This window comes from Pseudomonas corni, from assembly GCF_057128765.1.
This window is the reverse complement of sequence record NZ_JBSKHW010000005.1, coordinates 72,277-85,223: the sequence shown is the minus strand read 5'-3', so window position 1 is coordinate 85,223 and position 12,947 is coordinate 72,277. Positions and strand designations below refer to the sequence as shown.

Here is a 12,947-nt window from a genome sequence, read left to right as displayed (position 1 = left end):
CGCCCGTTGGATCACGGTTCGCCCGCGACGCGGTTGATTCTGCCCGAAGGGCGTAGGAGCGTCGCTTGCCCGCGATCTGGCGCGAAGCGGCAGCAAAACCTAAGCATGCGGTGTGTCAGGCATAAATACGGTAGCCGGGTTTTGGGTCCGCTTCGCGCCCCATCGTCGGCAAGCCGGACTCCTACGCCCTCCGGGCAGAAGCGGTGTTTCGGCGACCTTGCGGTTCAGAAACCGCCCGTTGGATCACGGTTCGCCCGCGACGCGGTTGATTCTGCCCGAAGGGCGTAGGAGCGTCGCTTGCCCGCGATCTGGCGCGAAGCGGCAGCAAAACCTAAGCATGCGGTGTGTCAGGCATAAATACGGTAGCCGGGTTTTGGGTCCGCTTCGCGCCCTATCGTCGGCAAGCCGGACTCCTAAGCGTCCGGGCAGAAGCGGCATTTCGGCGATGCTTGCACCGTTGTATGCAACTGCGCACCAAACCCATGGAACCAGCGTCTCCGTCAGGCTTCATATGACGTGAACCGTTCTGTTGACCGGACGCACGAGACTTCTTCCATGAGCGATATCCGCATTGGCATTTCTGGCTGGCGCTACGTGCCCTGGCGTGGGGATTTTTACCCCGAGGGCCTAACGCAAAAAAACGAGCTGAAATTCGCCTCCCGTGCGGTCAACAGTATCGAGATCAACGGCTCGTTTTACTCATTGCAGTCCCCGGACCTGTACGCGCGCTGGTATGCCGATACTCCCGAGGATTTCATGTTCAGCCTCAAGGGCCCGCGGTTCATCACCCACGTCAGACGGTTGAATGAGGTCGAAGAGCCCATCGCCAATTTCTTCGCGTCGGGGATCTTCCAGCTCAAGGAAAAGATGGGCCCGATCCTGTGGCAGTTTCCGCCAAGCTTCAGGTTCGATCCCGAGAAGTTCGAGCACTTTCTGACGCTCCTGCCGCACACCGGCAAAGCGGCGAAAGCCTGCGCCAAATCCTCTGCCGAGCGTATGCACAAGCCTGGTTATCTAGACATTCCCGCCAAGGGCCGGGTCCGCCACGCTGTCGAAATTCGTCATGAAAGCTTCCGCGCCGCTGAATTCATTGCCTTACTGCGCAAATACAACGTGGCACTGGTGGTGGCGGACACAGCAGGCAAGTGGCCGTATCTGGAAGACCTCACCAGCGACTTCGTTTACCTGCGACTGCATGGCGAAAAGAAGCTGTATGCCAGCGGCTACACGGCACCGGCGCTGAAACGCTGGGGTGACCGCATCGACGCCTGGCGCAACGGCAAGCAGCCGGCCGATGCGCAAGTGGTGGTTGCCAAGGGACCCCGAGCGCGTAAATCCCGCGACGTATTCTGTTATTTCGACAACGACATCAAGGTCCGCGCACCTTACGACGCCCGCTCATTGCTTGAGCGATTTGATCTTGCCAAAGGGTTGCAAGTGGCGCCCGGCGACCTGCAAGGAGCCCAGCTTTGACCAGTGCGTTAACCCCCCGACACACCACTGGCCCGCGCGAGTCAGCCACCACTCAGGTGACGCTCAACGTGCTGACCATGAACATGCACATGGGTTTTGGCTTCTTCAACCGGCGCTTCATCCTGCCGGAGCTGCGCGATGCCGTTCGGCACGTTTCAGCTGACGTGGTGTTCCTTCAGGAAGTCCATGGCGAACAGCAAAACCATGCGCAGAAGGTCAAAGACTGGCCGACCACTTCGCAGTATGAATTTCTTGCCGACAGCATGTGGACCGACTTCGCCTACGGGCGCAATGCGGTGTATCCCCATGGCCACCATGGCAACGCGCTGCTGTCGAAATACCCGATTCTGCGTCATGAAAACCTCGATATTTCGATCCACGGCACTGAAGAGCGAGGCCTGCTGCACTGCGTACTCGACGTGCCCCATGCCGGGGAAGTGCATGCGATCTGCGTGCATCTGGGTCTCAAGGAAGACCACCGTCAGCAGCAGCTGAAGCTGATGGCCGATCTGCTCGCACGTTTGCCGCAGGATGCACCGGTCATCGTCGCCGGGGATTTCAACGATTGGCGGCAGAAGGCTGATGCCGCGCTGGCAGGCACCGGGTTGCAGGAAGTGTTCGTCGGCGCTTTCGGTGCGCCAGCAAAAAGTTTCCCGGCGCGTTTTCCGCTGCTGCGCCTAGACCGAATTTACGTGCGTAACGCTCGCGTTCGCGCCCCCAGAGTGCTGTCCAACCGGCCCTGGTCCCATCTTTCCGATCATGCGCCGTTGGCGGTGGAGGTCACGTTATGAGCGCTAAAAATACCCCGGTCGGGAAATGGCACGAGGGCAACTCGGTTGAGTTGCTGATCAACGGAGAAGACTTCTTCACCGCTGTATTCGACGCCATTGGCGCGGCGCAAAAGGAAGTGTTGATCGAGACTTTCATCATTTTCGAGGACCGCGTCGGCGAGGCGTTGCAGCAGGTTTTGATCAAGGCTGCCAATCGTGGCGTGCGGGTGGTGATGACCGTCGACGATTACGGCACCAGTGATCTGAGCTCAAGATTCATCATGCAAATGACCGACGCGGGCGTGCAGATTCAACTGTTCGACCCCCGCCCCAAGTTCATGGGCATGCGCACCAATCTGTTTCGGCGTCTGCATCGCAAGGTCGTGGTCATCGACGCCGAAACCGCTTTCATCGGCGGCATCAACTACAGCGTCGATCATATGGCCGATACCGGTATCACGGCCAAACAGGATTACGCGGTCAAAGTCCGCGGGCCGATCGTTGCCGAGATCTACCGATCAACGGCGGGCATGCTCGGGCCGGTCGTGCGCAAGACCTGGTCGCCGCTCAAGGTCGTGACCCGCCAGACTGGCAGCGCCCGAATGTTGCTGGCCGAGCGCGACAACCGCGAACACACCACTGATATCGAAGAGCAGTACCTGAAAGCAATGCGCACTGCGACCCAGCGCATCACCATTGCCAATGCCTACTTTTTCCCCAGCTACCGTTTTCTGCGGGAACTGCGCAGTGCGTCGCGACGTGGGGTCAAGGTCACGCTGATTCTTCAGGGTCAGCCGGATATGCCGTTTGTGCGCATGTGTTCGCGGCTGACTTACACCTGGCTTTTGCGTGAAGGCGTGATCATTCATGAATACAAGCAGCGCGCGCTGCATGGCAAGGTCGCGCTGATCGATCAGGAGTGGTCCACGGTCGGCTCCAGCAATCTGGACCCGTTAAGCCTGGCGCTGAACCTTGAAGCCAACCTGTTCATCCGCGACCAGCGTCTGAACCAGCAACTGCATGAGCATTTGAAGGATCTGGCCGCCGCCCACAGCAAGCAGGTCAACCTAAAAGGGCTGGCAAAAGGGCAGTGGTGGCGCGCACCGATGATCTTCTTGAGCTTTCACTTCTTGCGGCATTTTCCGGCCATCGCAGGACTGTTTCCGGTGCACGGTCTTCGGCTCAAGCCGGTACGCACTCCGGATGTGATTCCGGAAGCGGCCGAACTCAAACGTGAACTGCCAGATCAGGAGAAGTCGGTATGAGCGCGGTGTCTGAAACGTCAAATGCTAAGCCCCAATCCGAGCCCCAGGGAAAGCCGGTTGGCAAGCACGCCACGCTGCTGAAATGGGCGAAGATTGTCTTCACGCTGTTTTTCTTCATCGCTGTGCCGGTGATGTTGTTTCTGCTGGTCAAGAATCTGGACTGGAACGAGGTCAAGCAGGCGCTGCAGTCCTACAAGGCCAGCACCCTGGCGCTGGGGTTCTTGATCGCGGCGGGCAGTTACCTGACCTATTGCGGCTTCGATATCCTGGCGCGACGCTACACCGAGCACAAACTATCGGTGAAGCAGATCATTCCGGTGACGTTCGTGTGCTATGCGTTCAACCTCAATCTCAGTTCCTGGGTCGGCGGCATCGCCTTGCGCTATCGGCTGTATTCGCGGCTGGGGCTGGACGTACCGACCATCACCCGGATTCTCAGCCTGAGTCTGATCACCAACTGGCTCGGCTACATGTTGCTGGCCGGGATCGTGTTTTCGGCGCGCTTTATCGATATGCCGGACGGCTGGAAAATCGGCGACACCACGCTGCAATTGATCGGATTCGCGTTGCTGGCGGTGTGCCTGACGTACTTCGTCGCTTGTCGATTTTCGAAGAAGCGCACCTGGAAGTTCCGCAAACAGGTTCTCGTCCTGCCATCGCTGAATCAGGCACTGCGTCAGGCTTTGCTCGGCGCGTTGAACTGGGGTTTGATGGCGCTGCTGATTTACGTGCTGCTGCCTGAAAAAGCCTTCTATCCTTCCGTGCTCGGAATTTTGCTGATCAGCAGCATCGCCGGTGTCATCGCTCATATTCCCGCCGGGCTCGGCGTGCTGGAAACCGTGTTCATTGCATTGATGCAGCACCAGTTTTCCAAGGGGCAACTGCTGGCTGCGCTGATCGGCTATCGAGTGATTTACTTCCTGGTCCCGCTGCTGCTGGCGCTGGTGGTGTATGTGGTGCTGGAGAAACGCGCGAAGACCATGCGGATGAATAATGAGGCCGCTAGCGGCCTGTAATGTAGGAGCGCGCTTGCCCGCGAATAAGGCAAACGCGGTTTGCCTGACGGATCGCGTCGTCTGATTTTCGCGGGCAAGCGCGCTCCTACAAAGACAGTCAGTCCTTCTGAGCAAACATCCGCACCGCATCCACCGCGTTGTTGGTCCCGTCGCTGATCTGCACGATAGCCGAGCCCGCCTGATCGGCAAGGTCCACACCTTTGGCCGCGTTGCTGCGGGTGTTGTCCATGCTGGTGATGGCTTGTTTGGTCTCGCTTTGAATCATCTGAATCATCTGCGCGATCTCCTCGGTTGAGCGGCTGGTGCGCCCCGCCAGTTGCCGCACTTCGTCTGCCACCACGGCAAATCCTCGCCCCTGATCACCCGCACGCGCGGCCTCGATGGCGGCATTGAGCGCCAGCAGATTGGTCTGATCGGCGATGCTGCGAATGGTATTGACGATGGCGGTGATCTGCTCAGAGCGCTCGCCAAGCTGACCGATAATGCGTGACGAATCCTCGATATTGCGCGAGATTTCGCGCATTTCGCTGGCCGCTTGCTGGATCACCTGGGTGCCTTGCTCGGCGACTTTCTGAGTTTGCACCGAGATGTGGTAGGCCTGGGACGCGCTGCGAGAATCCTGCTCGTGCTGCTCGATGCGCGCGGTAATGTCGGAGGCGAATTTGACCACCTTGCACAGTACGCCACTGGCGTCGTACACCGGGTTGTAACTGGCCTCCAGCCAAAGCGTTTGCCCGTGACGACCGACCCGCTTGAACTGGCCGCTGAAAAACTCGCCTTTGTTCAGCCGCCGCCAGAAGTCTTCATATTCCGCGCTGGCAAGCACATCCGTGGGGCAAAGCAGCTTGTGATTTTTGCCGAGCAATTCCTGACGGCTGTAGCCCATCAGGCGCAGCAGGTTGTCGTTGGCCGCGATGATGTTGCCCGCCAGATCGAACTCGACAACCGCCATGGCCCGATCGATGGCCGCCAGCTTGCTGCGGGTTTCGTTTTCGGCCTGGACTTTAGCGGTGACGTCCATGGCGTACTTGATGATCTTGATCACCTTGCCGTCCAGGTCTTTGATCGGGTTGTAGCTTGCCTCAAGCCACACTGTGCTGCCGTCGCCCGCGATACGCTGGAAGGTCGATGAAACGAATTCGCCGTTGCGCAGGCGGGCCCACAGCCTGGAATACTCGCTACTGCGAGCGAAATCCGGCGTGCAGAAGATCTTGTGCTCCTTGCCCACCACTTGCTCGCTGCGGTAGCGCATCGTGCTCAGGAAGTTATCGTTGGCCGACAGCACCACCCCATTGAGATCGAACTCAATGCTGGCCATCGATCGGTTGATCGCGTCCAGCAAGCTGGTCTGGTGGGAGAGGGTGAGTTGCAGGTCTTGTACAAGTTTTTTCTTGGCAGAGTCAAAGAACATGGTGGCGGCTCAGGACGTAACGCTTTGAAGGGTTCCTGTCCATGGCCCGGCGAGCGCGGGCTAGCACTCTGCTGCTTTTCCCTGGCAGTGAGCTGATCATACGTGGATGGTGTTAAATAGCCATACAAATAGTTGTACAGTTCGTCGGGTTTGTATAAGGCTTCAGTTTGTAGGAGAGCGCTTGTTCGCGAAAGAAGATTGCGCGATTTATCTGATGAACCGCGTTGTGGCATTCGCGGGCAAGCGCGCTCCTACAACGAATGGAGGTCAGCTGCGCTAGTCATCAAACCCAACCTGCTCGGATATTTCGTCCACTTTCAATTCCAGGCGATACGCCACGGCAATGAACAGCGCCTGGCACAGGCACAAGGTGGCGCTCAGGGAGCGGAAGGCGAAAGAGCTGCCTTCGTTGACCAGCAACACCGAGTTGGCGCGCTTGGCCAGCGGCGAGAGGTTGCTGTCCGTAATGATCAGCGTCTTGGCTTGATGATGCTGGGCGATACGCAGGCAGTGCTGGGTCTCTTTGCCATAGGGCGTGAAGCTGATGGCGATCACCAGATCGTTGGCGCGCACGCTGCGCATCTGCTCGCGGTAGCTGCCGCCCAGGCCGGAGATCAAGTGGATGCGCTTGTTGGTGTGTTGCAGGTTGTAGACCAGATAATCGGCCACTGCGAAGGAGCGTCGCACCCCGACGACATAGATGTTGTCGGCGTTGACTACCAGGTCGACGGCCTTGTCGAACGCTTCATCGTCCAGTTCCAGGGCTAACCGTTCCAGTCCGGACAGGGTGGCCTGCACACACTCACGGGCCAGATCGCCGCCGCTGGCTTTCTGCGATTTGTTAGCGATCATGCTGCGGATGCGTTGCTGGTAGTTCTGCACCGGGGTGGCTTTGTGGGTGTAGGCCTCGCGAAAAAGCGCCTGCATCTCGCTGAATCCGCTGAAGCCGAAACGCTGGGAAAAACGCACGATGGCCGAAGGGTGTACTTCGCATTCACGGGCGATGTCGCTGATGCGATCAACCATGATCCGGTCGCTCTGCTGACTCATGTAGCTGGCAATGCGCTTGAGCTGGCGGGGCAGGCTTTCGAATTCGCTGGTGATCAGCTTGAGCAGCGCCTCGGCAGAATCCGGCGGGCTCGCCAACACCGCATCGGGGGCGGCAGTGTCGACGCTGGTGTCAGGCAAAGACGGCTGATCGGTGCTGGACATACGCTTGAGTTCCTTTGGATTGTTCTTATGCGCGCATACCGCGCAAGTTCTCTGTAGGAGCGAATTCATTCGCGAGGCGCTGGGTCTGACACACCGCATCAAGCCTCGCCAACAAGTTGGCTCCTACAGAGGATGGCCGCGCCCATCAGAACGCGCAGTTTACAGCGGTTCAGATTTCTATCGACTGTGTTTAATGCACATCAACACCTAGCAAGGAGAAGTGGAAAATATATTCCACATGAAAAAAATTTAGAATAATTGTTGATCGGTGTTTCAAGGCGATCTAGTCTGCTCCCACCAAGAGCGTTTTATGCACCCGTGCATGACGCAGGCTGATAAAAATAACAGGAGCCACTATGGGCCAGACTCGTTTTGTTGTCGGGCGTGAATTGGATGTGATTTGCCTGGGGCGCCTGGGCGTCGATCTCTACGCGCAGCAGGTGGGCGCGCGGCTTGAAGACGTCAGCAGTTTCGCCAAGTACCTGGGAGGATCGTCCGCCAACATTGCCTTCGGGACTGCGCGACTCGGTCTGAAGTCGGCAATGCTGACTCGCGTCGGTGACGATCACATGGGCCGCTTCCTCATCGAATCTTTGGCCGGCGAAGGCTGCGATGTCAGCGGCATCAAGGTCGATCCGGAACGCCTGACTGCCATGGTCCTGCTAGGCATCAAGGACCGCGAAACCTTCCCGCTGGTGTTCTACCGCGAAAACTGCGCTGACATGGCCCTGAGCAGCGACGACATTGACGAAGCCCAGATTGCCTCCAGCAAAGCGCTGCTGATCACCGGCACGCATTTCTCCACTGATCAGGTGTTCAAGGCCAGCAGCCAGGCCTTGGACTACGCCGAAAAGCATAACGTCAGACGCGTACTCGACATCGATTACCGCCCGGTCCTGTGGGGCTTGGCGAGCAAAGCCGATGGTGCCACGCGTTTTGTGGCCGACCAGAAAGTCAGCCAGCATGTGCAACGCATCCTGCCGCGATTCGATCTGATCGTCGGCACCGAAGAAGAATTCCTGATTGCCGGTGGCGACACCGACTTGCTGACAGCGCTGCGCACCGTGCGTGAACTCACGGCCGCAACTCTGGTGGTCAAACTCGGCCCCCAAGGCTGCACGGTGATTCATGGCGCGATTCCGGCCCGCCTTGAAGACGGCGCGATTTACCCCGGCGTGCGCGTGGAAGTGCTGAACGTGCTGGGCGCGGGCGATGCGTTCATGTCCGGCTTCCTCAAGGGCTGGCTCAACGACGAGTCTGATGAGCGCTGCTGCCAGTTGGCCAATGCCTGCGGTGGTCTCGTTGTATCGCGTCACGCTTGCGCGCCTGCCATGCCGACTCCTGCCGAACTGGAATACCTGTTCAACAGCCCGGTGCCGATCACACGCCCCGATCAGGACCCGATCCTGCAACGCCTGCATCAGGTCAGCGTGCCTCGCAAACAGTGGCGTCAGTTGTTCATTTTTGCCTTCGATCATCGCGGTCAGTTGGTGGAGCTTGCGCAAAAGGCCGGGCGTGACCTGGCCAGCATCGGTCAGCTCAAGCAGCTGTTTATCCAAGCGGTCGAACGTGTCGAAGCCAACCTGCACAAACGCGGCATCCCGGCCGACGTCGGGCTTCTGGCCGATCAGCGCTTTGGTCAGGATTCGCTCAACGCCGCCACCGGGCGTGGCTGGTGGGTCGCGCGGCCGGTGGAGGTGCAGGGGTCGCGCCCGCTGGCGTTCGAGCATGGCCGCTCGGTCGGCAGCAACCTATTGAGCTGGCCCAAGGAGCAGATCATCAAGTGTCTGGTGCAATATCACCCTGATGACGAGCCATTGCTGCGCCTTGAGCAGGAAGCGCAGATCAAGGCGCTGTATGACGCCGCCCAAGCCAGCGGCCACGAATTGCTGCTGGAAATCATCCCGCCCAAGGATCATCCCTCGACCTATCCGGACGTGATGCTGCGTTCGCTAAAACGCCTGTACAACCTCGGCATCTACCCCGCGTGGTGGAAAATCGAAGGGCAGACGGCCCAGGTCTGGGAGCAACTCGACGCGCTTATTCAAGAGCGCGACCCTTACTGCCGTGGCGTCGTATTGCTGGGGCTCAACGCGCCTGCGCAGGAACTGGCCGAAGGGTTCAAGCAGGCCAGCAAAAGCATCACGTGCCGTGGCTTTGCCGTGGGCCGGACGATCTTCAATGAGCCCAGCCGCGCATGGCTCGAAGGTGAGATCGACGACGCGGGCCTGATTGCCCGGGTGCAGGCCAATTTCTGTTTCCTGATTGAATCCTGGCGTGACGCCAGAGCCTGATCGCTCCGCTCATTTGTGCCAGCCACAAAAACAAAAAAGGTGCAGAACATGCCTGTTTCTTCAATCCGCATTGGCATCAACCCGATTTCCTGGAGCAACGACGACTTGCCCGCTCTGGGGGGCGAAACCCCCCTGAGTACAGCGCTGAGTGAAGGCAAGCAGATCGGCTACGAAGGTTTTGAGCTCAACGGCAAATTCCCCAAGGACGCCAAGGGTGTGGGCGACGTGTTGCGTCCCTACGACCTGGCGCTGGTTTCGGGTTGGTATTCCAGCCGTCTGGCCAGCCGCTCGGTGGCCGAAGAGATCGAAGCCATCGCCAGTCACGTCGAGCTGCTGAAACAGAATGGCGCGACGGTGCTGGTCTATGGCGAGGTTGCCGATTCAATCCAGGGGCAACGAATCCGCTTGGTTGAACGCCCGCGTTTTCAAAGCGAGCGCGCCTGGCAGGACTACGCTGACAAGCTCACCGAACTGGCGCGCTTCACTCTGTCCCGAGGCGTGCGTCTGGCGTATCACCACCACATGGGCGCCTACGTTGAATCTCCCGAGGACATCGACCAACTGATGGCGCGCACCGGCCCTGAGGTCGGGTTGTTATTCGATTCGGGCCATTGCTACATGGGCGGCGGCGATCCGTTGCAAGTGTTGCGCACGCACATTGACCGGGTCTGTCACGTGCATTTCAAGGATGTGCGCAAGCCAGTGGTGCAACTGGCGCGCAACAATTTGTGGAGCTTCCCCGACTGCATCATCAATGGCACCTTCACCGTCCCCGGCGATGGCGACATTGATTTCGCCGCGTTGCTGGACGTATTGCTTGCCGCCAATTACAGCGGCTGGCTGGTGGTGGAGGCCGAGCAGGACCCCGCCGTCGCGCCGAGCTACATTTATGCCGAGAAGGGCTACCAGACGCTGCGCAATCTGCTGGCCGCCGCCCAAGAACAAAATCCCGCCCAAAGGAGTGTGTGAGCATGAACCTGTTGGTCAAGAGCAAGCCCGAAGGCCGCGACGTGGTAGCACTCGGCGAAGGCGTTCTGGAATACGTCGGTTTTTCCGCTTATCGCCTGACCGTTGGCGAGCGTCTGCCGGTCAGCGCCGGTGACAAGGAACTGTGCCTGGTGCTGCTGAGCGGTCGGGTCAATGTCAGTGGCGAGACCCCGACGCAAGGGACGTTTAGCTGGGAAAACATCGGCGACCGTCAATCGGTGTTCGAAGAAAAATCCCCCTTCGCCGTGTATCTGCCCCCCGGCAGTCAGGCGCAAATCACGGCCCTGAGCGCGGTGCAGATTGCCGTGTGCGCAGCGCCCGGTGACGCTGACAAAGACCTGCCCGCACGCCTGATCAGACCCGAGACCATGAAACGCAGTGTGCGCGGCAAAGGCGCCAATACGCGCTATGTGTGCGACATCCTGCCGGACACGGAACCGGCCAACGCGCTGTTGGTGGTGGAAGTGCGCACGCCGTCCGGGCATTCGTCCAGCTACCCGCCGCACAAGCACGACACCGATGATCTGCCGCACCAGAGCTTTCTCGAAGAAACCTATTACCACCAGATCAACCCCGCCCAGGGCTACGTGTTCCAGCGCGTGTACACCGACGATCGCAGCATCGATCAGGCCATGGCTGTGGAGAACAATGATCTGGTGACGGTGCCCAAGGGTTATCACCCGGTCAGCGTGCCCTATGGTTACGAGTCCTATTATCTGAACGTGATGGCCGGGCCCAAACGCGCCTGGCACTTTCATAACGATCCAGAGCACAGCTGGCTTCTGGACCTGTAAACCATTTTTCAAGGAGCAGATCATGAGCAACACCCCGGTTATCGGTCACTACATCAACGGCCAGATTCAGGACAGCAGCGAGCGCTTCAGCGACGTGTTCAATCCGGCCACGGGCGAGGTGCAAGGCCGCGTGGCATTGGCCAGCGTTCAGACCGTCAATGACGCGGTTGCCGCCGCCCAGGCAGCGTTCCCGGCGTGGGCCGATCAGTCGTCGCTGCGCCGGGCGCGGGTAATGTTCAAGTTCAAGGAGCTGCTGGATCAGTATCACGACGAACTGGCGGCGATCATCTCTCGCGAGCACGGCAAAGTGTTTTCCGATGCCAAGGGCGAAGTGGTGCGCGGTATCGAAATCGTCGAGTTCGCCTGTGGCGCGCCGACCCTGCTCAAGACCGATTTCAGCGATAACATCGGCGGCGGCATCGACAACTGGAACCTGCGTCAGCCGTTGGGCGTCTGCGCGGGCGTCACGCCGTTCAACTTCCCGGTAATGGTGCCGCTGTGGATGATCCCCATGGCGCTGGTCACCGGCAACTGCTTCATCCTCAAGCCGTCCGAGCGTGATCCTTCCGCCAGCCTGTTGATGGCTCGCCTTTTAAAAGAAGCGGGTCTGCCGGACGGTGTGTTCAGCGTGGTGCAGGGCGACAAGGTGGCGGTGGACGCGCTGCTTCAGCACAAGGGGATTGAAGCGATTTCGTTTGTCGGTTCGACGCCGATTGCCGAATACATCCACCAGCAAGGCACGGCCAACGGCAAGCGCGTTCAAGCGTTGGGCGGAGCGAAGAACCACATGATCGTGATGCCCGATGCCGATCTGGATCAGGCGGCGGACGCACTGATTGGCGCGGCGTATGGCTCGGCGGGCGAGCGCTGCATGGCGATTTCGATTGCCGTGGTGGTGGGCGATGTCGGGCAGAAGCTGATCGACAAACTGCTGCCGCGCATCGACGCGCTGAAGGTAGGCAACGGCATGAATGCTGACTCGGACATGGGCCCGCTGGTCACGGCGGTACACAAGGCCAAGGTCGAGGGCTATATCGATCAGGGCGTGAAGGAAGGCGCGAAGCTGATTGTCGATGGCCGTCATTTTTCGGTGCCGGGCGCAGAGAACGGCTTCTTCGTCGGCGCGACTTTGTTCGACGACGTGACACCTGAGATGAGCATCTATAAAGAAGAGATTTTTGGCCCGGTGCTGGGGATCGTGCATGTGGCAGATTTTGCAGCGGCGGTGGAGCTGATCAATGCCCATGAGTTTGGTAACGGTGTGTCGTGCTTCACCAGCGACGGCGGTATTGCCCGGGCGTTCGCGCGCAACATCAAGGTGGGGATGGTGGGGATCAACGTGCCGATTCCGGTGCCGATGGCCTGGCATTCGTTCGGCGGCTGGAAACGCTCGCTGTTCGGCGATCACCATGCGTACGGCGAAGAAGGTTTGCGCTTTTACAGCCGCTACAAAAGCGTAATGCAACGCTGGCCGGACAGCATCGTCAAGGGTGCCGAATTCAGTATGCCGACCGCGAAATAACCGATTCACCTCGGACGTGCGGGGACAATTCCCTGTAGGAGCGCGCTTGCCCGCGATGAGGCCAGCACATGCGATGGAGATGTATCGGCAGATAAACCGTAATCGCGGGCAAGCGCGCTCCTACACTGATCGCAGCGGCCAATGACTATTTCTGTAGGAGCCAACTTGTTGGCGAGACATGCAACGCGGTCTGCCTGATGCAC

Annotated in this window: 9 protein-coding genes and 2 pseudogenes; 8 read left to right on the top strand and 3 right to left on the bottom strand. The window is 59.3% G+C overall.

Annotation, left to right across the window (positions count from 1 at the left end):
• Positions 1–555 precede the first annotated feature (555 nt).
• From ACWKV9_RS10600 to ACWKV9_RS10585, 4 genes are read left to right on the top strand one after another with little or no spacing between them, the layout of a single operon-like run.
• Positions 556–1,473: a DUF72 domain-containing protein gene (locus tag ACWKV9_RS10600; RefSeq protein ID WP_483836067.1), complete on the top strand. Its 918-nt coding sequence runs from the start codon at positions 556–558 to the stop codon at positions 1,471–1,473.
• Positions 1,470–2,264, top strand: a complete 795-nt coding sequence (locus ACWKV9_RS10595) for an endonuclease/exonuclease/phosphatase family protein (protein WP_483836066.1) — start codon at positions 1,470–1,472, stop codon at positions 2,262–2,264. Before ACWKV9_RS10600 ends, ACWKV9_RS10595 begins: the two co-directional genes overlap by 4 nt.
• Complete coding sequence (gene clsB / locus ACWKV9_RS10590; RefSeq protein WP_483836065.1) at positions 2,261–3,508, top strand: cardiolipin synthase ClsB; 1,248 nt, start codon at positions 2,261–2,263, stop codon at positions 3,506–3,508. Before ACWKV9_RS10595 ends, clsB begins: the two co-directional genes overlap by 4 nt.
• Positions 3,509–3,513: 5 nt before the next feature.
• Positions 3,514–4,524 carry a lysylphosphatidylglycerol synthase domain-containing protein gene (locus ACWKV9_RS10585; RefSeq protein WP_483836204.1) on the top strand — a complete coding sequence of 337 codons (1,011 nt, stop codon included), beginning with the start codon at positions 3,514–3,516 and terminating at the stop codon, positions 4,522–4,524.
• 97 nt (positions 4,525–4,621) lie between these two features.
• On the opposite strand, the pseudogene ACWKV9_RS10580 reads toward ACWKV9_RS10585, so the two are convergent.
• The 3 genes and pseudogenes from ACWKV9_RS10580 to ACWKV9_RS10570 all read right to left on the bottom strand — a co-directional run.
• A pseudogene (locus tag ACWKV9_RS10580) lies at positions 4,622–5,053 on the bottom strand (methyl-accepting chemotaxis protein); the annotation flags it as partial.
• 105 nt (positions 5,054–5,158) lie between these two features.
• A pseudogene (locus ACWKV9_RS10575) lies at positions 5,159–5,842 on the bottom strand (PAS domain-containing protein); the annotation flags it as partial.
• Between the two features lie 369 nt (positions 5,843–6,211).
• Complete coding sequence (locus ACWKV9_RS10570; RefSeq protein ID WP_483836064.1) at positions 6,212–7,147, bottom strand: MurR/RpiR family transcriptional regulator; 936 nt, start codon at positions 7,145–7,147, stop codon at positions 6,212–6,214.
• A 356-nt stretch (positions 7,148–7,503) separates the two neighbouring features.
• Between ACWKV9_RS10570 and ACWKV9_RS10565 the strand changes: the two genes are divergently transcribed.
• From ACWKV9_RS10565 to mmsA, 4 genes are read left to right on the top strand one after another with little or no spacing between them, the layout of a single operon-like run.
• Entirely contained in the window at positions 7,504–9,441 is a 1,938-nt protein-coding gene (locus ACWKV9_RS10565) for a bifunctional 5-dehydro-2-deoxygluconokinase/5-dehydro-2-deoxyphosphogluconate aldolase (RefSeq protein ID WP_483836063.1), read from the top strand.
• 48 nt (positions 9,442–9,489) lie between these two features.
• Positions 9,490–10,410, top strand: coding sequence for a myo-inosose-2 dehydratase (gene iolE, locus ACWKV9_RS10560; protein ID WP_483836062.1), 921 nt, complete (start codon positions 9,490–9,492; stop codon positions 10,408–10,410).
• A 2-nt stretch (positions 10,411–10,412) separates the two neighbouring features.
• Complete coding sequence (gene iolB, locus ACWKV9_RS10555; RefSeq protein WP_483836061.1) at positions 10,413–11,222, top strand: 5-deoxy-glucuronate isomerase; 810 nt, start codon at positions 10,413–10,415, stop codon at positions 11,220–11,222.
• A 22-nt stretch (positions 11,223–11,244) separates the two neighbouring features.
• On the top strand, positions 11,245–12,744 hold the full coding sequence (mmsA, locus tag ACWKV9_RS10550) for a CoA-acylating methylmalonate-semialdehyde dehydrogenase (RefSeq protein ID WP_483836060.1): 1,500 nt from the start codon (positions 11,245–11,247) through the stop codon (positions 12,742–12,744).
• Positions 12,745–12,947: the final 203 nt, after the last annotated feature.

Coding starts and splice junctions, on each gene's coding strand:
- clsB (WP_483836065.1), top strand. CDS start 2,261: ATGAGCGCTAAAAATACCCCGGTCGGGAAATGGCACGAGGGCAACTCG.
- iolB (WP_483836061.1), top strand. CDS start 10,413: ATGAACCTGTTGGTCAAGAGCAAGCCCGAAGGCCGCGACGTGGTAGCA.
- ACWKV9_RS10570 (WP_483836064.1), bottom strand. CDS start 7,147: ATGTCCAGCACCGATCAGCCGTCTTTGCCTGACACCAGCGTCGACACT.
- iolE (WP_483836062.1), top strand. CDS start 9,490: ATGCCTGTTTCTTCAATCCGCATTGGCATCAACCCGATTTCCTGGAGC.
- ACWKV9_RS10600 (WP_483836067.1), top strand. CDS start 556: ATGAGCGATATCCGCATTGGCATTTCTGGCTGGCGCTACGTGCCCTGG.
- ACWKV9_RS10565 (WP_483836063.1), top strand. CDS start 7,504: ATGGGCCAGACTCGTTTTGTTGTCGGGCGTGAATTGGATGTGATTTGC.
- mmsA (WP_483836060.1), top strand. CDS start 11,245: ATGAGCAACACCCCGGTTATCGGTCACTACATCAACGGCCAGATTCAG.